Here is a 19,924-nt window from a genome sequence, read left to right on the forward strand (position 1 = left end):
CTGGCTTTTTTCTTGCCCTTCCACGGTTTTGGTCTAGGCGGCGTCGGTGTAGCCCTGCGAGATTTCGACGATGTTGCCTTCGGGGTCGGCGACCCAGACGGTGCGCCAGCCGGGGATGAAGTCGTCGAAGCTGAATGGGCCAAGCGTCACCTTGGCGTCGTCGCCCATCGCGGCGAGCGTGGCATCGACATCGTCTACTTTGAAGGCGATATGGCGCCAGCCTGGGTACCCTGGTCCATCGTTGCCGGCTTTTTCTACCGGCGGCGCTTCTTTCGTCTCGAACAGTTCCAGATAGGCCTCGCCTGCGCGCAGAAAGACGATCTTGCTCTCGCCCAGGTCAATGACCCGGGCGCGCTGGAAGCCAAAATGCTTGACATAAAATGCCTCGACGGCTGCGACATCATTGCAGGTGAGGGCCACGTGATGAAATTGCATTGAACCTCCTTGGTGCTAACGGGCGGCGAGTTGATCAATGATCGAGCGTGCCAGCAAGTGGCAATGCCCGCCCGTGCGGGCTGTCGTCAGGTCGCCGTCAATGACGAGATCCTGATTGGTATAGAGCGCACCCATATTTTTCGCATCGCTGATCAGGTTGTTATGCACCGTAACCGGGCGCCCGCGTACCAGTTCTGGGGCCGGGGCAACGAGCCACATCCCGTGGCAGATGATGCCCTTGATGAGGCCCGGCTCGGCAAAAGCGCGTTTGAGAAACGTGGTGGCGGGCGGGATCTTCTCGGGATCCTCGGTGTAACGCAGGCGATCCGAGACAATGCCCGACGGCACAATGATCGCCGCGTAACTGCGCAACTCCTCATCACTCATGCCCTCGAACGTCTCGTGGACGGTCAAGGGTGCGCGGTACTCGTGCCCGAGGAAGGTCAAGGAAGGTTGCCCCCAGAGCCGCGTCAGGAAGTGCAACTCCATCCCTTCTTCAACAAAACGATGCTTGTAATAGAAGATTTCGTCTTCGTAGAAATCGCTTTCGATCAAGACGCCGACCTTCTGACCTTGCAGCTTCATCCTTCGTTACCTTTCGCCCCGCTGACGGAGCCCACTGCTTGCTTGCCTCGAACCCTCGCTCTTTTACACCTGCAATTGCTTCCAGGTTTCGGGGATCGAGTGGTGCAGTTCGTAGTCAAGCAGGAAGAGCGTCACATCGTTGGGCAGATATTCCTTGACCGCAGCAATCATCTTCTCCTGCGTGGGGCGCGTTGCGGCCAGGGCTTCGAGGGACGTGAGTTGTTTGACGGCATCGAGGAAGGTGTGGATGTAGCCGCGCTGCCAGGGAATGATCTCTTTCGACGAGGGCGTCGCGCCGTGCCCGATGTACAGCAGCGCATCGTCGGGGAGCTCTTTTTCGAGCCGATCAAGTGTACGCAGCCAGTTGGGGGTGTGTCCATCGCGGAAGAAGCAGTGGGTGTGATTGGCGACGGTATCACCCACAAAGGCGTGCAAGACGCCATCTTTCTCGAAAGTCCACATGCCGTCGCTATCGGATTCAGCCGGGCCGAGGTCGGTGAAGGTGAAGGTGACGCCATCGAAGGTGATCGTAAAGCCGTCGCTGATGATCTGATCAGGGAAGACGCGCTCGTCGGGGAAGTCGTCGCCAAAGAGGTACTTGGCAATCGCGGCTTTGGCAACGTCTTCGCGGATGGCAAAGTCGAGACATCCCTGCGAGCCGTAGCGGGGCAGGTCGGCAAATTTCGCCAGGCCAACGTAGTGATCGGGGTGGCCGTGGGTCATCAAGACCGCCTTGAGCGGCTTGCCAAGCGCCTCGGCTTTGGCCCGGAATTCACTGGCACTCGAGAGGGCCAGCGTGGCATCAACCAGCACCACCGAGTTTTCCAACTCAACGATGTAGGCATGAACGTGATCACGTGGGAGCTCGACAAATTTGCCGTCAAACGTGTGTACAATTGGGTAGGTGGACATATGTAGGTACTCCTTGGTTAAAGATGACGTTCCTTGTGCGGGACAAAAGCCCGCGTCGCGGGCTTTTTGTCCCAATGAAGCAAACAGCCTCACCCCTCGCTGATCTGGCGGAGGAAGGGTTCGAATGGTTTCGAGTCGTGGAAGTTGGCCATATACGCGATTTTGCCATCGCGGAATTTGAAGTAGTTCATCACTTCAGCCTCAATGGCTTCGTCGGGATATTTGGCGGCCAGGGCCGAAATGTGCGAGACGGCGGCACCTTCGTCGCCACTGACAAAGATCGTTTTGGGCACATTCTGGAATTTGGCGTAGGCCTGGCCCATGCCGGCCATCATGCCGCGCAGGGTGGTCAACCCCGAAATATGCCCGGCGAGCTGCTCGTCCATCTCTTGATCATCGGTGAAGAGATCACACCAGGCATCCCAGTTGCCTGCATTGGCGTATGCGTAGTACTTTTCGAGAATCTCCCGATTGCTCATGCTGTCATTCTCCGTCTAAGGGCAATACTTTTCAAATAAGCTCACGCGAAGACGCGAAGGGTTACGCTCACCTACGCAAAAACCTTTGCGCCTTTGCGCCTTTGCGTCAAAAGAGCCGCCTTCTTTGCAAGGTATTGCGTCTAAGGGCTACAACCGGGCGAAGCCGGGTGCATACTTGAAGGGTTCGACCGTGGCGTTATAGCTTTCGATGACCATACCAAAGGCATTCTTGTCCGAGCTTCGTACCGTCCAGCGCTGCGTTGCGTCCATCGAGACGCGCTTGCTCTTGGCGGCGGGCGCTTCCCACCAGCTTGCCTGCCAGCCGACAATCACGTCGAGCACGGCTGTGTCGCCGTCGATCTGCATCTCGACCTGTTGCACGTAGTGGTTTTCGTCGAAGAAGAGGTTGGTGACACGGTCGTACCAGGCTTTGAAGCTGTTGTAGTCGCGGATGTCGCCGTCGGGGAATTGCATATTGAGTCCCTCGTCGGCGAGCAGGGCATAGGCCTGTTCGATAGGTACATGGAAATCGAGGGCTTCGTACCAGGCCGCGACGAAGCGCCTGATGGCGGCTTCGGTCAGGGTTGTTGAGTCACTCATTGGGATCGTCTTCCTTTAGCTTGTTTCAGGCTGAGGCGAGGCCTGCTTAGCTCATACCTCGCCTCAGGTGCATCTTATTGCCCACAGGTTGCGCCAACACGTTCGGGATGGACATCGCCTTCAAGCGCGAGGTCGATCAAGAATGGCCCCGGATGGTCGAGCATCTGCTTGATCGCCCCGGCGACCTCTTCCGGTTTTTCGATCCGTATGCCCGCAACACCCATCCCTCGGGCCATGTCAACGAAGCCGAGCGGTGGACTCGACAGGTCAAAACTGAGCGGGTAGTCGCGTTTGGGCAGGCCCTGGTCTTTCCAGTACTGGTCAATATTGAGCTGGAGCAGACGGTAGGACGAGTTATTACAGACGATAAATTTGACGTCAAGGTTGTGCCGTGCGGCGCTCCAGAGCGATTGGATCGTATACATCGAGCCGCCATCGCCGCTAAAGCCAAGCACCGTTTTGCTGGGATTGGCGAGTTTGGCTCCGATGGCCCCGGGGAAACCGATGCCGAGTGAGCCACCGCGGGTCAGGAAGTATGCGCCGGTGCGCTGGGGCGGCCAGTAGCGTACGAGGGCCGGTGACGACGTCAGGGCTTCATCAACAATGATCACATCTTCGCTGGGCAACTGGGCGACCAGTTCTTCCATAAAGCGGCTCATCTTGAGCGGCGTTGCCTCGCGGACAGCCTGATCGGCCTGGAGTTGGCTGGCCCGTTTTTCGGCATTGCGCTGCCCGATGGTGGCGGCGCGAGCCTGGGCGGCGGCGCGTTGTTCGCTTGAGAAGCTAGCATCAATGGCCTCGGCGAGCAGCCCAAGGGTAAGCTTGGGATCGGCGAGCACCCCGAGATCGACCGGGTGGTTCTTGGCAATCGCCCCCGGATCAAGGTCAATATGGATCACCTTGGCACCTTCGGCGAAGATCGGGCCAAGCTCGGGAAAGACCTCGGGCAGCATATAGGTGCCGCAGATCAGATTGACATCGCCCTTCTGCGTGATGGGCTTGCTGGCAAAGCCAAACATATGGCCGGTCATGCCCTGGTAGAGCGGATGATCGTAGGCCATGTTGACCTCGCCCGAATCGGCCTCCCAGACCTCAGCGCCGAGCAATTCGGCGACCCGCGTCAGTTCGGCCTGGGCACCCGAGTAGGCCACGCCGTCACCAACGAAGATGATCGGCGTGGCCGCGGAAACCAGCATCTGGGCCATCTCGGCGATCATCGCGCCAGCTGGCGCCACCCGCGTCGAAAAGAGCGACGTAGGCATGACCGGCTCGACGGCGGGTGCATCGAGCACATCGGCGGGGACACAGACATAGACCGGCCCCATGGGGGGGGTTGCGGCAATCTTGATGGCCCGCCGGATCACGCGCAGCAAATTCGCCGGTTCGAGCACCATCGTTGACCATTTGGTGACCGGCTCGGCGAAGGCGACCAGATCGCCATACATCTGCGACTCGGTGTTCATATAGCGCAGCCCGGCGTCGCCGCCGATCACCACGAGGGGCGAATGACCGCGTTTAGCCTGGTAGAGTGCGCCGATCGCATTGCCTAGCCCTGGTGAACTATGCATCTGCACCAGCGTTGGACGCTGGGTTGCACGAGCATAGCCATCGGCGGCCATGACCGCGACTGACTCCTGGAGCGTCAGAATATACCGCATCTCGGGATAGTCCGCGACCGCATCAAGGAACCCCTGCTCAACGGTGCCGGGGTTGCCGAACATGAAGTTCATGCCATCGGCAAGAAACTGTTCAATAATGGCTTGATTGCCAGTACGTTTGCGCATACGCTCGATCTCTCCCTGAGCTCTGGCTAGCGGGCCGGGGGGCCGGCCAGCCAGAGCGTGAACTGGTTACCAACCGTAGCGGCGCAGCCCATTTTCGAGCACCTGAACCATCAACTCGCCGACGAGGCGTGAATCCTGGGTTGAACGTCCGCTCAGGAAGGGATAATCCAGGATGGTCGAAATCGTGCGGCCCACGCCACCGTGGAACTGTCCATCGGGGCCGGTGGCATCGCGGAGGATGAACTCGAGGGGATAGAAGGCCCACTTGAAGTTGTGGTCAATGCCCAGCACGCCGGTTCCATCGTGCCAGTCGTACTCAATCGCGTGGCCGGTGACATGCTTGCCCCAGATGATGCTCTTGCGCTCGGTGAAGTCGCGGGCAAAGGCGAGGGCGGTGACGGCATAACACTCGGCGGCAATGAGCTTGCCCTGGGCCAGGAAGCCGAGAATGACATCGTGCAGACGAATGTTGTTGCACATATCGATCATCGGGCCGCTGCCGCCCACCATCAAGAGGGCATCGTACTGCTCGAGTTCTTTCCAGCAGGCATCCCGTTTGGTGTAATAATCCTCGAGGGCATGCCCAAAGTTGGTCGAGTTGAAGTAAGGCCGTTCGGGGAACCAGGCTTCAAGATTGAGCGGATTGGCAAGACGACCCGAATCATCAACCTCGGTGGTCTTGCGGGCATAGTACTCGTCAACGACCACCTTATCGAGCGGCGGATCGAAAAAGCCCGGCTCTTTGCTGGGTGGCAGGGCATAGGGGCGCTTGCCCGTCGGCGTCAGAAAGGTCGCCTCGTAGCCATGCTCGTCAATGACATCAAGCGGGCCAATCAGTTCCTCGCCCCAATACCCGTACTCCGAAAGGACAACCAAGATCTTCCTGGTCACAGTCAACCTCCTCGTAAATTAAGCAGCGTCCCCTCATCGATCCTTATGGTCGTTGACTCAGGCGACCTCCCCAAAATAACGTTGGTCACGCTTATGGCGGGCGAGGGCATCTTTGCCAACGCGTAGCGCATGCTTCTGCGAAGACGATCCAGAACACCCTGGAGGATCTGGCGCGACCCTCGTGGCAACAGTTCGCAGCACTGCATTGCTCGGCCCGGCCAGGGCACACTCAAACATTGCAGGACATTGGGATGCCAGGCCTACTATAGTTCGGTGAGCGTTAAACCAGCATTAATTGGTTAGCTGGCCTTACGGCGAGATCGTTAAGAAAAAGCAAGGCGGTCTCTTAACGTTTCTGGCCGATCGAGTGGGATTGTCTGAACGATCACTTAACGACGTCTCGCCATACTGACTCTGATTGCTCGGCCAGGGCATCGCTTACGTTGCAGCAAGAAAAAGCAGCTTTCCTTGAGGGCTGTGAAATGCGTTTGCATCGTGTATACCGTATGTATGAACAGCCGCCAGATAGCGCCTATGGAAAAACTACCAGAGTACCGGGTCTATCTGCTTCGCTGCTGGCAAGAGCGCAGTCAGAAGGAGCCATCGCAGGCGAAGTGGAACTTCACCATTGAAGATCCCAAGACCAGGCAGCGCCATGGCTTTCCTGACCTTGATAGCCTGACAGCCTTTCTCAAGACACAGCTGGATTGTGGTTCTGACGGTGAAGAGAAGAACCCCGAGGTGTGAGGGGTAGCAACACCCGAGTCTATTGTGCAAGGAGCTTGATGTGGACAGTATGCGGTTTTCGTTTGCCGATACAATCTCAGGCTATGTCACGCAGTTCAACCGAAGCGAAAAGAGCTTTACGCTCAAGACCAGTGATGGACGTGAATTCAATGTCGTGCTCACGCCGGCGGCCTATGGACGCATCATGCAGAATCTCGAAGAGTCGTACATGGATTGTACGGGTCGCTTTGGGAGCTTGCTTGCCCCCGGCCAGTTTTTGCATGTCCACGGGATCTTCTATCCCAAGGGGGATAGCTACACCTTTGAAGCCAAGTTCCTGGTCTTTCCGGGTGATAGCCCGACCGCGTACCGCCAGGAAGAGCCCGACTGGTGGGTCAATCAGATCCGTTCGATCGCCGATAGCTATGTACGCTGGCAATTCAACTATCCCAACGAGGCGATTGACTACCACAACTATCGTACCTTCTTGCACCTCGGGGGTACCAAAAAGGGTGACTTTTTGCAAGAGACCGATACCATCTCGCGGATGGTCTATGGTCTGGCCTCGGCCTATATGTTGACCGGCCAGGAGCATTTCCTCGAAGCCGCTGAGAAGGGTACCGTCTATTTGCGCGAGCATATGCGTTTCTATGATCCCGATGAGGATCTGGTCTATTGGTACCACGGTATTCAGGTGACCGGCAACCGCGAGCAGAAGTTGCTCACCTCGGAATTTGGCGATGACTACGATTCGCTGCCGATGTACGAGCAGATCTACGCGCTAGCCGGGCCTATTCAGACCTATCGCATCACGGGTGATCCACGCATCCTCTATGATGCCGAAAAGACCATTGATCTCTTTGATAAATACTATATTGACCGCGAGCAAGGCGGTTACTTCTCGCATATTGATCCGATTTCGCTCGACCCACGGGCCGAGACGCTCAACCACAACCGGGCGCGCAAGAATTGGAACTCGGTCGGTGATCACGCCCCCGCGTACCTGATCAACCTCTATCTGGCGACGGGTGAGCAGCGCTATGCCGATTTCCTCGAAAATACCTTTGATACGATTGCGCGCTACTTCCCCGACTACGAGCATAGCCCGTTTGTGCAAGAGAAGTTCTTTGAGGATTGGAGCCACGATACAGCCTGGGGCTGGCAGCAGAACCGTGCGGTGGTTGGGCACAACCTGAAGATCGCCTGGAACCTGATGCGGATGCAGAGCCTCAAGCCCAAAGAGGAGTATGAAGCTCTGGCGCGCAAGATTGCCGAGTTGATGCCAGCGGCGGGCAGTGACCAGCAGCGTGGTGGCTGGTATGACGTGGTTGAGCGGGTGCTCCGCCCAGGTGAAGAGCACTACCGCCATGTCTGGCACGACCGCAAAGCCTGGTGGCAGCAAGAACAGGCCATTCTCGCCTACCTGATTCTCCACGGCATCCTGAAAGATGACGAATACCTGAAGCTCGCCCGTGAGTCGGCCTCGTTCTACAATGCCTTCTTCCTCGATCACGACGATGGCGGTGTCTACTTCAATGTGCTTGCCAATGGCCTGCCCTACCTGACGGGAACCGAACGCCTCAAGGGAAGCCACTCGATGAGTGCGTACCACTCCACCGAACTCTGCTACCTCTCGGCGGTCTATACTAATCTGCTGATCACGAAACAGCCCTTGACGCTCTACTTCAAGCCACAACCGGGTGGCTTCAAAGATAATATCTTGCGCGTCCAGCCTGATATCCTGCCGCCCGGCAGTATTCGGATTGATGAGGTCTGGATTGATGATCAGCCCTATGCTCACTTTGATCCGGCGGCGCTGACGGTTACCTTGCCAGCCAGCGAGACTTCGCTGCGGGTGAAGGTGACGGTCGTCCCTGTCTAAGCCTCTGACCGGTTGGAGTTTGGGGGCCAGCGACCCTCAGGCATCTTCGGTTCACTGGTCGCCCAAGCTTGAGTCGCTCGCTTGGGTGACCAGCGAAGCACCGGATTGCAGGGCGTCAGCCCTCAATGGATAGGAGTCTCATGGAAATCACGATTACGACACGCAACCAGCTTACCCTTGCCACCCTTGTGGGTGAACTTGATGGCAAGACGGCGCCGACAGCTCAAGAGCGGATTGTGCCGCTCTGTCAGGGGGGGAGTCGTGTGCTGCTCGATATGAGCCAGGTGACCTATATGTCGAGCGCCGGTCTACGGCTGATGCTCTTGCTCTATCGGCAGGCCACGGGCACGGGGGCAACTCTTGCGCTGGCCGGGCTTTCAGAGGATCTGCAGGATACAATGTCGGCCACCGGTTTTTTGACCTACTTTACGCTCTACGATACCGTCGAGGCGGCTGAGGCGGCGCTGGCTCAGTAACGCTTGAGGCAAAGGGACGCTCATGAGTAATGCAGATCTGCAACGCATTGATATTAATCCGACGCATACCTACAACGGCTTCAGGTTGCGTCCCGGCAAGCCGTTGCCGTTTGGGGCGACGCTGGTGCCGGGCGGCGTCAATTTTTCGATCTATTCGAGCCATGCGACGGCCTGTACGCTGGTGCTATTTGTCAAAGGTCAGCCGCAACCCTATGCCGAGATTCCCTTTCCCGAGGAGTTTCGGATTGGCAATGTCTATGCGATGATTGTCTTTGATCTTGACTATGAAAATATCGAGTATGGCTACCGCATGGATGGTCCCTTTGATCCACCAGCCGGCCATCGTTTTGACCAGAGCAAGATCCTGCTTGATCCGTATGCCAAGGCGATTGGCGGGCGTGATGTCTGGGGTGTGCCTCCCGATTGGAGCAATATCTATCACTATCGGGGCCGTCTTACCTTTGATGATTTTGACTGGCAGGGCGACCGCCCGTTGCAGATTCCCAGCGAAGACCTGATTATCTACGAGATGCATGTGCGTGGGTTTACCCGTCACGCTTCGTCGGGCGTCAAGCACCCTGGTACCTTCGCCGCTATTCGCGAGAAGATTCCCTATCTCAAAGCGCTGGGGGTCAACTGCGTCGAATTGCTGCCGATCTACGAGTTTGATGAATTCGATGGAAGCCGTCCGCATCCCTGGGAAGAGGACAAGCTCCTGCTGAACTACTGGGGCTATAGCACGGTCGGCTTTTTTGCCCCCAAAGCGGCGTATGCGGCGACCGGGCGGCTGGGCATGCAAGTCGACGAGTTCAAAGCGCTGGTGCGCGAGTTGCACACCAATGGCATTCAGGTGTTGCTTGATGTCGTCTTTAACCATACCGCCGAGGGCAACGAGATGGGGCCGATGATCTCGTTTCGTGGCATTGATAACAAAACCTACTATATGCTCACGCCCGATGGCTACTACTGGAATTTCAGTGGTACCGGCAATACCCTGAACTGCAACAACCCGCTCGTGCGCAACATGGTGCTCGACTGCCTCCGCTACTGGGCATCGGAATACCATATTGATGGCTTTCGTTTTGACCTGGCGGCCATTCTGGGGCGTGACCCGATCGGCATTCCGCTTTCGAACCCGCCGCTGTTGGAGAGTCTGGCGTATGACCCGATCCTGGCCAAGTGTGAATTGATCGCCGAAGCCTGGGACGCCGGTGGTCTCTACCAGGTCGGTTCCTTCCCCGCGTATGGGCGCTGGGCCGAGTGGAACGGCAAGTATCGCGACGATATGCGCCGCTTTCTCAAGGGCGATATGGATCTCATCGGCGCCGTCGCCCAGCGCCTTCAGGGTTCGCCTGACCTGTATGCGTGGCGTGGGCCGACCGCGTCGGTCAATTTCTTCTGTTGCCACGATGGTTTCACCCTCGCCGATCTGGTCTCGTATAACGACAAGCACAACGAGGCCAATGGCTGGGGCAATACCGATGGGGGCAACGACGACCATAGCTGGAACTGTGGGGTCGAGGGACCAACTGATGACCCCGAGGTCAATGCCCTGCGGATGCGTCAGATGAAGAACGCCTTTGCGCTGCTGCTGGTGAGCCATGGGGTACCGATGTTCCTCATGGGTGACGAGATTGGGCATAGTCAGCAGGGCAACAATAACACCTATTGCCAGGACAACGAGCTAAACTGGCTCGACTGGGGATTGGTCGAACGCAATGCCGAACTGTTGCGCTTTGTTCAGCGGTGCATTGCCTTCCGCCATGCCCATCCTGTCCTGCGCAACCGCGAGCACCTGCGCAACTATGACTATGTTGGCAGCGGCTATGCCGACATTACGTGGCACGGTACCCGCGCCTGGCAGTCCGACTGGTCGGGGACGAGTCGCATCATTGCCTTTATGCTCTGCGGCAAACATGCGAAGAGCGGGACGGTCACTGACAACTATATCTATGTGGCGGCGAACATGTATTGGGATGCGTTGCCATTTGAGTTGCCCGGTCTGCCCGAAGGGATGCATTGGCATCTCTTTGCCAATACGGGGGCTGTCCCTGATGCGTATGAACCCGGCAGCGAACCACGGCTTGAGCCGCAGCACGAACTGCTGGTTGGTGGACGGAGTGTGATCATTCTGGTTGGACACGAATGAAAGGAAGAACCATGGCCTTTACTTGTACCCTCACCCTGAACAACGAGGTTGCGCATATCACGCTGGCGGGCGAACTGGACGCTGCGGTCGCCCCGCAATTTCGGGCGAAGATCGAAGAGGCCGCCGCTGCCAAGGTCACGCGCCTCGTGCTCTTTATGAGCGAATTAGAATATATGGCGAGTGCTGGTCTTCGTTCGCTTGCTTTTGCCAAGCAGAAAATGGGTGCGAATGTCGATATTTATATGGTTGGCGTGCAAGAGACGGTTGCGGAAACGATCACGATGACGGGCTTTCACAACAGCGTGATCATGGTCGAGAGCTATGATGAAGCCTAAGGGCAATGCGACGACGCTTGCTGCGTGAGCGATACCGAGTGGAGGCTGCGCCGGTGTGGTCACCTGGGGTAGCCTCGCTCAAGAGAGCAACCTATGCACGTGCTCACTGTACCAGCCGATCTTGATTCACTGGATGCTGTCGGCAAATATGTGGTTGAGGCAGCGTCTCAGGCCGGGCTTGACCGCAAAGCGGCCTATCGGCTACGCCTGGCCGTTGACGAGATTATGACGAATATTATCAACTACGGTCACACCGAGGTCGGGCTTACGGGCGACGTGATCGTTCGAGCGGCGATTGAAGCTGACACATTGACGATCATCCTGGAAGATCGGGCGCGCCCCTTTGACCCCCGCGAACGGCCCGAACCTGAAGACCTGGATCGCCCCCTCGAAGAGCGCAATATTGGTGGTCTCGGGGTCTATCTCGCGCTCAAAGGTGTTGACCATTTCAACTACGAATATGTTGATCAGATGAACCGCAATATTTTTGTGATGTATCGACCTCTGCAAGCATAAGGGTGGAGCTATGGCGGCCCAGACGATCCTGATCATTGACGAACAAGCCGAGCGACGTAATCTGCTCCGCGACCAGCTTGAAGCCTTCGGCTATGTGGTGACGGCCCTCGACAATGGACGCGCAGCGCTTGATGTATTAAAGACCCAGCGTTTTGATCTGGCCCTGCTTGAACTTGGCTTATGGGGGGCGATCAATAGCTACCAGGTGCTGGATCGGATGCGCGCCACTGGTGCGCTCATGATGACACCGGTGCTCATGATTGCGCCCGACGATAGTGACCCTGGCCTGGCCCGCTGTTTCGAGATGGGGGCCGTTGATTATATCCCGGCTTCGTGTTTGCCCCCGGTCGTCAAGGCGCGGGTGCAGGGCATGCTGGCGCAACGTACGTTGCTTGAACATCAACAGAATGATGATCAGCAAGAGACCTTGTTGAAGATCGAGCGTGATGTCCAGATTGCCCGCCAGATCCAACTCGGTTTTCTACCCAGTCAGTTGCCGCAACTTCCAGGGTGGGAGATCGCGGCCCGGTTTCATCCGGCGCGTGAGGTCGCGGGCGATTTTTATGATGCTTTCATGCTCACCCAGAACCGGCGCGTTGGCTTTGTGATTGCCGATGTGTGTGACAAAGGGGTTGGGGCGGCCCTCTTTATGTCTTTGTCGCGAAGCCTAGTGCGGGCTTTTGCCCAGCAGCACTATAGCTTGAGTGATTGGACCAACGTGCTTGGGGGTTCGGGGGATACCTTTACCCCGGTCGCACGGCGCGAAAAGGGGCGGCAGGCTCTCCCCACGATTGGGGCGGCCTCGCTCAAGAATGCGATGGTGCTGACGAACAACTATATCACCGACAACCATCTGGATATGAATATGTTCGTCACGCTCTTTTTCGGCGTCTTTGATCCAGTGACCGGTGCGCTGATCTATGCGAATGGGGGCCATTGTCCGCCGTTGATCGTTGGCCCTGATGGGGTGCGCACGAAGCTCGCGATGACCGGGCCGGCGGTAGGCTTGATCCCCGGGGCCGATTTTAACATTGCCCATGCCCAGATCGATCCGGGTGAGATCCTCTTCTGTTATAGTGACGGGGTCACTGATGCTCGTAACCCCGAGCGTCAGTTCTTTGGCGAAAAGCGCCTGCTTCAACTCCTGGCCCAGCCAGCCGCGTCGGCGACCGAGGTGCTCGATCGGTTCGAACGCAATCTTCAGGCCCATATTGCCAGTGCTGACCAGTTTGATGACATTACTATGCTGGCGGTTCAACGGATCGCCTCCTGAGGCTTGATCATGATCCATCCCCAAAGGGAGACTGTGCATTGATGGTTGAGTGTGTCGTCTTTCATTCGGCTCGTGCGGGCATCGGCAAATCGACGCTCGCCGCCAATACTGCCGCCCTGCTCGCTCGGCGTGGTCAACGGGTTGGCCTGCTTGATGCCAATGTGCAGGAGGGTGGGCTGACCTCTTTTTTTGGCCTCGGGGCCAAGGCCATTGGCTGCACCCTCAACGACTTCTTGCTTGAGCGCTGCGAAGGTATGGACGCCTGGTATGATGTCACCCCCAACTGGCAGCTTGCGCCTGCGTCTGTTATGCTGCCTCAGGCAGGTTCCATCTGGCTGATGCCGGCCAGTCCGCGGCTCCGTGATCGTGCGGCCTTGTTGCAGACTGGCTTTCGGATCGAGCGGATCACTGATGATCTGATCGCGACGGCAGAGTCGTTGCAGCTTGACACGCTCTTGATTGATACGCATGCCGGTATTCAAGAAGAGAGTATGCTGGCGATGCATTCGCTGGCCGTTGCTCAGACGCTCGTCCTGGTGCTTGGGCTTGATCAGCCCGATTATGCGGGGACGGCGGTGGCGGTTGATATTGCCGAGACGCTGCGGGTCCCCCAGATTGTGCAGGTGGTCAATCAGATCAGTATGCTCTTTGATCCGGTACGGGTCAAACAAGAGTTAGCTCAGACGTATCGCCATCCTGTGTTGGCGTTGTTTCCGTATCATCCCGAACTTGCCGCGTTGGGTAGTGCCGACCTGTTTGTGTTGCGGTATCCCAAGCATGCGATCACCCGTGTCTTTGAGCATCTCGCCGAGGCCTTGCTCACCCACGTTGATCCGCTCCAGTCCATCGAACAACCGCCCGGTTAAGCATAGTGAAACAGAGAAGGGCAACCTATGTCAAAGATTATCTCGATCCACTCGTTTCGTGGTGGCACCGGTAAATCGAATACGACCGCGAATATCACCGCACTCCTGGCTCAGCGTGGCCTCCGGGTTGGGGTGGTTGACACTGATATTCAGTCGCCGGGCATCCATGTGCTCTTTGGCCTGGATGAAGAGCATATCAGCCGCTCGCTGAACGATTATCTCTGGGGCAAGTGCGAAATTAAAGACGCAGCGATGGATGTGACCTCGATTTTGCAACAGTTCAAGCCCGGTCTCAAGGGGCAGGTCTTCTTGATCCCGTCGAGTATCAAGGCAGGTGAAATCGCCAAGATTCTCCGCGAGGGCTATGATGTAGGCTTGCTCAATGATGGGTTTCAACAATTGCTCGAAGATCTGCAACTCGATGTGTTGATGATTGATACCCACCCTGGTCTTAATGAAGAGACGTTGCTCTCGATTGCGATCTCGGATGCACTGGCGATCATTATGCGCCCCGATAACCAGGATTATCAGGGCACCAGTGTGACGGTCGAGGTCGCCCGCAAGCTTGAGGTGCCTAATTTGCTTCTGGTGGTCAACAAGGTGCCGCCGGTCTTTGACTTTGACCATGTGCAGCAGAAGATCGAGCAGACCTATAACTGTCGTGTTGGTGCAATTCTGCCCCACTCTGACGAAATGATGGTCTTGTCGAGTTCAGGCATTTTTGTTTTGAAATATCCCGACCACCCGATGACGGCGCGGCTCGAACGGCTGGCATCGTTGCTCATCGCGTAGACAATGTTCAAGGGGATGTGATGGATCGCCCTGCAACACAACCTGGATGGGGGTTTCTGGTGCGGATGGCCCTTCTGGGTGCAGTCCTCTATGCTGCCACCTCGTGGGTGACTGTCTTTGCGACGACGAGTTCAAGTGCGATTGCAGGTAATCTGCGCCCCGGGGTGGCGATCCCGATCTTCTTCGGGTTTGCCTTTGGCCCGCTGGTCGGGTTTGTGGTGGGCTTTGGGGGCAATCTGCTGGCTGATACGCTTACCGGGTTTGTCCAGTTTCCCCTTGATGCTTCCTCGCCCCGGGCGCTGGCGGCGAGCCTGCAGATCAATTGGCAAGTTGCGAATGGACTGTTGGGCCTGATCCCCGGTTTTGCCGTGCTGCGTCAGTGGTGTTATCAGACGCGGGAAGGCTTGCTGAAAGCGCTCGCGTTGACGTCGTTCGCTGTTGTTGGCGCCGGTCTCTTTGCGGCGGTGCTCGATCCCTTTGTCTTTGTCTATGAGGATCAGACGACGATCTGGCAGACGGTTGCGCGTGACAATCTTCCTCTGGTGCTGATTAACTGGATCTATGCGGCCGTTATTGTGCCGATCTTGCTCTTTAATTATGCGTATCGTCACCTCTATGGGCCAGCGATGTTGCGCGCTGGTTTGATGCAGCGCGTCTTGCTCACCGTCGTGATCTCGGCGGCCGTGCCGATCATTATGCTTAGCATCTTTCTCCTTGAAGCAAATGCGCGCCTCAATGGAGGGTGGTCGGGTGCCTTTGGCGGGGTCTTTTTTCAACTGGCCGTGACGATTTTGATGACCACGGTCTTTATTCTTACCAATGCGGCGTTGATGGCGCAGAGCATGACCAGGCCACTGATCGAGTTGAGCGCGTCTGCCCGTGCGATGGAAAAAAATACGCTCACACTCGCTCAGGCCGAGACGTTGAAGGCTACCACAGGTGACGATGAAATCGCGCAGTTGAGCCGGGTCTTTGGCACGATGGCTCAGGAGGTGATCCAACGCGAGCAGGAGTTGCGCAAGCATGTGCAGGAACTCCAGATCATGATTGATGAACATAAACGCAGCGATCAGGTCAAAGAGATTGTTGAAACTGACTTTTTCCGTGATCTGAAGCAAAAGGCACGCGCGATGCGTGAACGTGGCAAGGCGCAGCCTGCCTCGACCAATGAATAGCCCAACATGACATAACTAAAGCCGGGTGCTTATGCTGAAACGACAACTCCTCCTCCCTGGTGAATTCGGACGGGTGGGCTTGCTGGCTTTTTTGCTCTTTACGAATACGCTGGTGCTCGAGTCGAGCGAGGTGATTGCAACGAGTGGCTTTGTGAGTCAGGTGGGCGTTGATCAGATCCTGGTGGTCTGGGCAACGGTCATGCTGGTGGCGATGGTGACGTCGAGTCTCTATGCCCTTGTGGTTGATCGCATTGACCGTGTCTGGCTCGGTGTGGCCCTCTTTTTTGGGGCCAGTCTGGTCTACCTGGCCTTGTATGCGCTCTTTGTTGCCGGTGCGCCGTCCTTTCTTACCTATGGCTTGCTGGCGATCTTTACCGAACAGCAGTGGACACTGCTGCCATTGCTGGTCTGGACGCTCGCGAATGACCTCTTTTCCGTCGCTGCTGCCAAGCGGCTCTTTCCGCTCTTGTCGGCGTCGGTGATTATCGGTGGCGTGGTTGGCAATGCACTGGCCGCCGCCCTTGGTCAGTGGCTTGGTGAGGCGACGCATCTGCTGCTGGTGCTCAATGGGGTGCTTCTGTTGCTCGGGGCAGCGGCGCTTGCGGTGATACGCCCCCGTCTGACGCTGCCCCCACCCTCTGCGGAGGCCGGTGATCACGTGAGAGATATGGTCAAAGAGGGCTTCGAGTTTGTCCGCGAGGTGCCAGCGTATCGTTTTCTTGCGCTCATCATGATTTTGATGGGTTTTGCGCTCAATACGATCCAGTATCAATTTCTGGTTGACCTGGCGGCGCACTCTACCGGCCCGGGCCAGTTGCAGACCTTTTATGGGCTTTTCAAAATCGCCAGCGTTCCGGTGCTGCTCGTGATCCAGGCCTTCCTGACGCCCTGGTTGCTCAAACAGCCCGGGTTCAAAGGGATTTTTGCTGTGATGCCTGGCAGTATGTTCCTGGCGTTGCTGCTTATGCTCTTCTGGATTGCGCCCGTGGGTGGCTTGATGTTGACCGGCGCCATCATTGGCAACTACGTCATCCGTCTCGTGCTGACGGGCATTGATCAGCCGGCGCGCCAGGCCTTCCAGGGCCTGATCCCTGATCAACGCCGTGGTCGTGTCAGTACCTTTATGGAGGGCTATCTCTATCCGGCGGGTTCGATCCTGAGTTGTCTCGTGACCGGAGGGGTGGTGCTGCTGATGCAGCAGGGTTGGCTTGCGCCCCTGGTGGGGCGTAGTCTCTATCTTGGGATTGCCACGATCAGTGCGCTGGTTGCCCTGATGCTGGCGCGTCAACTCTATCGCAGTTATGACCAGAGTATGCTCAATTGGCGGCTCAAGCGCCGCCAGCATCGGCGGAGTGTGCTCGATCAATTGGAATTCTAAACGTCTATGCGTGCACTTTCATGGCGCGAACATCTTGCTTTGCTTGTTCAGTTTGCCCTGTTCTCTCCGGCTGTGGCACGCTTTCCTTTTCTTGATCAAGAAATAGTGAAAGCATATCAATTGAAACGACTTCAAAAACTGGTTACACTTGCCTATGATCATACATGGTTTTATCATCAAAAGTATGCAGCCGCAGGTATGCATCCTTCGGATATCCAGAGCTTCGAGGCTTTCAAGGCCTTGCCGACCGTGACCAAGGACGAGTTGATTGCCCATGGCGAGGCGATGATTGATCGGCGTATCCGGCGCGACCGCTTGATCGTCTCGCGCAGTTCGGGATCGTCGGGGAAGTTTGTGTCGGTCTATCTCGATAGCCAGAATTTTATTACGCAAGCGTTGCAGGTTATGCGTATGCTCAAAGAGTTTTATCCTGCTTATCAACCAACCGATCGCGAGTTGCTTGTCTATACGTCGCCCTATCCGGTGCGCTCGCTGGGGGGCTTTTACCGGGTTTACTATGTCCATAATCTCTGCCCAGCCGCCGAGATCTTTGCCACGATGCGCCGCCTGCGTCCGGCGATTCTGGCGATCTATCCCTCGATCCTGCGCGAGCTCGTTACGCTCTATGGGGCGCAGTGTGCTACCCTGGGTGTCAAGGTCATTGTCACCAATTCAGAACACGCGACGCAAGAGGAACGCGATTATTTTGCCGCGGTCTTTGGCTGCCCGGTCTTCGATGAGTATTCGTCCGAAGAACTCGCCAGCATTGCCCAGCAGTGTGTTCACAAACGCTATCATCTTGTCCAGGATTGTTCCTATATCGAGTTGCTCCATCCTGATTGTGATGGCCCGGTGGCGCCTGGTCAACTTGGCGAGCTCGTTGGAACCTGTTTGATCAATGCGGCGATGCCGATCATTCGCTATCGTCAGGGCGATATGGCGATCGCGGCTGACCATGACGCCTGTTCGTGTGGCAAGACGGCTCCGGTGTTGGCTGAATTGTCGGGACGCAAAAATACGGCCTTCAAGCAAGCCAATGCCCCCGATATCCCGTCGGGGCGGATCCTCGACTGGTCGTACGATCTGGTGCTGAAGCTGGCACTTGATGTTCGTGAGTTCCAGATCATCCAGGAAGAGCTCCATAGCGTCAGGGTACGGCTTGTCACCGGCCAGCACTATCAGGCTGAACGTGACAATGCCCTTGTTACCCAGCATTTTTGCCAGACGTTCGGCCACCATTTTCAGGTTCGCGTGGAATGCGTGCCGTCTATTGCCAGAACCCGTTCGGGCAAACACATCCCGATTCAGTCGCTGCTGGGCGCTGCTTCCGGGGCGGGCGAGGCGGCAGGATCGATGACCAGAGGAGAAACCACATCATGAGCAGCGAAACCGACTCTGATGATTTGACGGCTCTCGTTCGTGGCATGAAGACGGTCACGTCTCCGATGCGGACGTTGCTTGCAGATCTGCACCGCAAACTGGCCCCGTTGTCTGATGGCCATCTTGCCGCGACTCTGCCCGAGTTGATGCGGGCCGATCCGAACTGGTTTGCTCTCTGTGTGGTTGATACCAAAGGGCGGCTGTATGAAAGCGGTGATAGCCAGCAGGCGTTTACCATGCAGGCGCTGGCGCATCCGTTTGTGTACGGTCTGGCCTTGATGGAAGAAGGTCGAGACGCGATTCTGGCGCATGTCGGGGTCGAGCCCGTTCACGAGGGGTTTCGCTTGAGCGATGAGGCGGTGTTGCCGTTGCCCAATCCGTTGGTCGCCTCGGGTGCGCTGGCAACGATGGCGTTGCTGCGTGGCGCGAGTGTCACCGAGCGTCTCGAGAAGAATCTGGCCTTTTTTCGCCGTCTTGCGCACCGTGAACTCGCCATTGATGCGACGATCTTTACGGCAAGCCGCGCTGCTGGTCATCGCCACCGTGCTCTGGCCCATCTGATGTGTGAACGTGGGTTGCTCGCTGATGGGCTGGAAACGACGCTCGATCTCTTCTTTCAGCAGCAGGCCCTGCTGGTGAATACACGTGATCTCGCGATGATGGCGGCGACCCTGGCCAACCAGGGGCGCAATCCGGTGAGCAATGAAGAGGTGCTTGCCCCGGCCTATGTGCGCGATGTGCTGAGTGTGATGTATACCTGTGGTATGCATGCGCTGGCCGGCCACTGGGCTTATCGGGTTGGCTTGCCTGCCGAGGGCAGCAGTACCGGCGCGATGATGCTGGTGGTACCGGGGCAACTGGGCCTGGCGGTCTTTTCGCCGCTCCTGAATGACCAGGGCCTCAGCTTGCGCGGCATCAAGGCCTGCGAAGCCTTCACGGATCACTTTGGCCTCCATATGCTCGCTCCGCCCGAACAACGCACCAAACTCCAGGAAGCACTCAGTATGCGTGGATCTGCCGCAGCGGCGCGTTCGTCAACGCCGTAGCCAGGTTAGACTAGGGCGATTGCATTATGCGAAACCGGATACAACGAGGCACCCGCAAGGGGTACCCGTACCGGGGCGGGGCACCCGCAAGGGGTACCCGTACCGGGGCGGGGCACCCGCCAGGGGTGCCCCTACACCGGGCCCGCCCCCCGGCCCTGTAGGGGCACCCCTGGCGGGTGCCCTGGCGGGTGCCCTGGCGGGTGCCCTGGCGGGTGCCCTGGCGGGTGCCCTGGCGGGTGCCCTG

At 57.3% G+C, this 19,924-nt stretch carries 20 protein-coding genes; 13 read left to right on the forward strand and 7 right to left on the reverse strand.

The genetic code is table 11. The features are described from left to right. Positions 1 to 33: 33 nt before the first annotated feature. The 7 genes from A9Q02_RS16390 to A9Q02_RS16420 form a co-directional block, all read right to left on the reverse strand. A complete protein-coding gene (locus A9Q02_RS16390) occupies positions 34 to 435 on the reverse strand; it encodes a VOC family protein (RefSeq protein ID WP_097654165.1) in 402 nt (133 codons plus the stop codon). 15 nt (positions 436 to 450) lie between these two features. Then, on the reverse strand, positions 451 to 1,020 hold the full coding sequence (locus A9Q02_RS16395) for a DJ-1/PfpI family protein (RefSeq protein WP_097654166.1): 570 nt from the start codon (positions 1,018 to 1,020) through the stop codon (positions 451 to 453). A 63-nt stretch (positions 1,021 to 1,083) separates the two neighbouring features. Further along, entirely contained in the window at positions 1,084 to 1,932 is an 849-nt protein-coding gene (locus tag A9Q02_RS16400) for an MBL fold metallo-hydrolase (protein WP_097654167.1), read from the reverse strand. A gap of 89 nt (positions 1,933 to 2,021) precedes the next feature. Beyond that, a complete protein-coding gene (locus A9Q02_RS16405) occupies positions 2,022 to 2,411 on the reverse strand; it encodes a nuclear transport factor 2 family protein (RefSeq protein ID WP_097654168.1) in 390 nt (129 codons plus the stop codon). 147 nt (positions 2,412 to 2,558) lie between these two features. Next, the gene (locus tag A9Q02_RS16410) at positions 2,559 to 3,011 is read right to left on the reverse strand and encodes a nuclear transport factor 2 family protein (RefSeq protein ID WP_097654169.1); all 453 of its coding nucleotides are present in this window, start codon (positions 3,009 to 3,011) and stop codon (positions 2,559 to 2,561) included. 74 nt (positions 3,012 to 3,085) lie between these two features. Next, positions 3,086 to 4,795 carry a thiamine pyrophosphate-binding protein gene (locus A9Q02_RS16415; RefSeq protein WP_097654170.1) on the reverse strand — a complete coding sequence of 570 codons (1,710 nt, stop codon included), beginning with the start codon at positions 4,793 to 4,795 and terminating at the stop codon, positions 3,086 to 3,088. A gap of 66 nt (positions 4,796 to 4,861) precedes the next feature. Beyond that, positions 4,862 to 5,686: a type 1 glutamine amidotransferase domain-containing protein gene (locus A9Q02_RS16420; RefSeq protein WP_097654171.1), complete on the reverse strand. Its 825-nt coding sequence runs from the start codon at positions 5,684 to 5,686 to the stop codon at positions 4,862 to 4,864. A 534-nt stretch (positions 5,687 to 6,220) separates the two neighbouring features. On the opposite strand from A9Q02_RS16420, the gene A9Q02_RS16425 reads away from it, so the two are divergent. From A9Q02_RS16425 to A9Q02_RS16490, 13 genes are all read left to right on the forward strand, one after another. Continuing rightward, entirely contained in the window at positions 6,221 to 6,433 is a 213-nt protein-coding gene (locus A9Q02_RS16425) for a hypothetical protein (RefSeq protein WP_097654172.1), read from the forward strand. A 49-nt stretch (positions 6,434 to 6,482) separates the two neighbouring features. Then, the gene (locus tag A9Q02_RS16430) at positions 6,483 to 8,294 is read left to right on the forward strand and encodes an AGE family epimerase/isomerase (protein ID WP_172451070.1); all 1,812 of its coding nucleotides are present in this window, start codon (positions 6,483 to 6,485) and stop codon (positions 8,292 to 8,294) included. A 140-nt stretch (positions 8,295 to 8,434) separates the two neighbouring features. Beyond that, the gene (locus A9Q02_RS16435; protein WP_097654174.1) at positions 8,435 to 8,770 is read left to right on the forward strand and encodes an STAS domain-containing protein; all 336 of its coding nucleotides are present in this window, start codon (positions 8,435 to 8,437) and stop codon (positions 8,768 to 8,770) included. A gap of 22 nt (positions 8,771 to 8,792) precedes the next feature. Beyond that, entirely contained in the window at positions 8,793 to 10,919 is a 2,127-nt protein-coding gene (gene glgX, locus A9Q02_RS16440) for a glycogen debranching protein GlgX (RefSeq protein ID WP_216361541.1), read from the forward strand. A gap of 11 nt (positions 10,920 to 10,930) precedes the next feature. Continuing rightward, positions 10,931 to 11,254, forward strand: coding sequence for an STAS domain-containing protein (locus tag A9Q02_RS16445; protein ID WP_097654175.1), 324 nt, complete (start codon positions 10,931 to 10,933; stop codon positions 11,252 to 11,254). 93 nt (positions 11,255 to 11,347) lie between these two features. Beyond that, a complete protein-coding gene (locus A9Q02_RS16450; RefSeq protein WP_097654176.1) occupies positions 11,348 to 11,770 on the forward strand; it encodes an ATP-binding protein in 423 nt (140 codons plus the stop codon). 10 nt (positions 11,771 to 11,780) lie between these two features. Beyond that, the gene (locus A9Q02_RS16455) at positions 11,781 to 13,043 is read left to right on the forward strand and encodes a PP2C family protein-serine/threonine phosphatase (protein WP_097654177.1); all 1,263 of its coding nucleotides are present in this window, start codon (positions 11,781 to 11,783) and stop codon (positions 13,041 to 13,043) included. 41 nt (positions 13,044 to 13,084) lie between these two features. Then, a complete protein-coding gene (locus A9Q02_RS16460; RefSeq protein ID WP_097654178.1) occupies positions 13,085 to 13,909 on the forward strand; it encodes a MinD/ParA family ATP-binding protein in 825 nt (274 codons plus the stop codon). A 27-nt stretch (positions 13,910 to 13,936) separates the two neighbouring features. After that, on the forward strand, positions 13,937 to 14,701 hold the full coding sequence (locus tag A9Q02_RS16465) for a MinD/ParA family ATP-binding protein (RefSeq protein WP_097654179.1): 765 nt from the start codon (positions 13,937 to 13,939) through the stop codon (positions 14,699 to 14,701). 20 nt (positions 14,702 to 14,721) lie between these two features. Next, positions 14,722 to 15,876, forward strand: coding sequence for an ECF transporter S component (locus tag A9Q02_RS16470; RefSeq protein WP_097654180.1), 1,155 nt, complete (start codon positions 14,722 to 14,724; stop codon positions 15,874 to 15,876). A 31-nt stretch (positions 15,877 to 15,907) separates the two neighbouring features. Next, positions 15,908 to 17,254, forward strand: a complete 1,347-nt coding sequence (locus A9Q02_RS16475) for a hypothetical protein (RefSeq protein WP_097654181.1) — start codon at positions 15,908 to 15,910, stop codon at positions 17,252 to 17,254. A gap of 198 nt (positions 17,255 to 17,452) precedes the next feature. Beyond that, positions 17,453 to 18,634 (forward strand): phenylacetate--CoA ligase family protein, encoded by a 1,182-nt coding sequence (locus A9Q02_RS24350; protein ID WP_172451066.1) that lies wholly within the window; start codon positions 17,453 to 17,455, stop codon positions 18,632 to 18,634. Continuing rightward, positions 18,631 to 19,680, forward strand: coding sequence for a glutaminase (locus tag A9Q02_RS16490; protein WP_172451068.1), 1,050 nt, complete (start codon positions 18,631 to 18,633; stop codon positions 19,678 to 19,680). The genes A9Q02_RS24350 and A9Q02_RS16490 overlap by 4 nt, the downstream gene beginning before the upstream one ends. Positions 19,681 to 19,924 lie beyond the last annotated feature (244 nt).

It is taken from the genome of Candidatus Chloroploca asiatica (assembly GCF_002532075.1).
Taxonomy (GTDB): domain Bacteria; phylum Chloroflexota; class Chloroflexia; order Chloroflexales; family Chloroflexaceae; genus Chloroploca; species Chloroploca asiatica.

Bases quoted from the DNA above. Each gene is read 5' to 3' on its own strand.
- A9Q02_RS16390 (WP_097654165.1), bottom strand. From the start codon at position 435: ATGCAATTTCATCACGTGGCCCTCACCTGCAATGATGTCGCAGCCGTC.
- A9Q02_RS16425 (WP_097654172.1), top strand. From the start codon at position 6,221: ATGGAAAAACTACCAGAGTACCGGGTCTATCTGCTTCGCTGCTGGCAA.
- A9Q02_RS16435 (WP_097654174.1), top strand. From the start codon at position 8,435: ATGGAAATCACGATTACGACACGCAACCAGCTTACCCTTGCCACCCTT.
- A9Q02_RS16415 (WP_097654170.1), bottom strand. From the start codon at position 4,795: ATGCGCAAACGTACTGGCAATCAAGCCATTATTGAACAGTTTCTTGCC.
- A9Q02_RS16455 (WP_097654177.1), top strand. From the start codon at position 11,781: ATGGCGGCCCAGACGATCCTGATCATTGACGAACAAGCCGAGCGACGT.
- A9Q02_RS16490 (WP_172451068.1), top strand. From the start codon at position 18,631: ATGAGCAGCGAAACCGACTCTGATGATTTGACGGCTCTCGTTCGTGGC.
- A9Q02_RS16430 (WP_172451070.1), top strand. From the start codon at position 6,483: ATGCGGTTTTCGTTTGCCGATACAATCTCAGGCTATGTCACGCAGTTC.
- A9Q02_RS16465 (WP_097654179.1), top strand. From the start codon at position 13,937: ATGTCAAAGATTATCTCGATCCACTCGTTTCGTGGTGGCACCGGTAAA.
- A9Q02_RS16445 (WP_097654175.1), top strand. From the start codon at position 10,931: ATGGCCTTTACTTGTACCCTCACCCTGAACAACGAGGTTGCGCATATC.
- A9Q02_RS16460 (WP_097654178.1), top strand. From the start codon at position 13,085: ATGGTTGAGTGTGTCGTCTTTCATTCGGCTCGTGCGGGCATCGGCAAA.
- A9Q02_RS16400 (WP_097654167.1), bottom strand. From the start codon at position 1,932: ATGTCCACCTACCCAATTGTACACACGTTTGACGGCAAATTTGTCGAG.
- A9Q02_RS16395 (WP_097654166.1), bottom strand. From the start codon at position 1,020: ATGAAGCTGCAAGGTCAGAAGGTCGGCGTCTTGATCGAAAGCGATTTC.
- glgX (WP_216361541.1), top strand. From the start codon at position 8,793: ATGAGTAATGCAGATCTGCAACGCATTGATATTAATCCGACGCATACC.
- A9Q02_RS16410 (WP_097654169.1), bottom strand. From the start codon at position 3,011: ATGAGTGACTCAACAACCCTGACCGAAGCCGCCATCAGGCGCTTCGTC.
- A9Q02_RS16450 (WP_097654176.1), top strand. From the start codon at position 11,348: ATGCACGTGCTCACTGTACCAGCCGATCTTGATTCACTGGATGCTGTC.
- A9Q02_RS24350 (WP_172451066.1), top strand. From the start codon at position 17,453: ATGCATCCTTCGGATATCCAGAGCTTCGAGGCTTTCAAGGCCTTGCCG.
- A9Q02_RS16405 (WP_097654168.1), bottom strand. From the start codon at position 2,411: ATGAGCAATCGGGAGATTCTCGAAAAGTACTACGCATACGCCAATGCA.
- A9Q02_RS16475 (WP_097654181.1), top strand. From the start codon at position 15,908: ATGCTGAAACGACAACTCCTCCTCCCTGGTGAATTCGGACGGGTGGGC.
- A9Q02_RS16470 (WP_097654180.1), top strand. From the start codon at position 14,722: ATGGATCGCCCTGCAACACAACCTGGATGGGGGTTTCTGGTGCGGATG.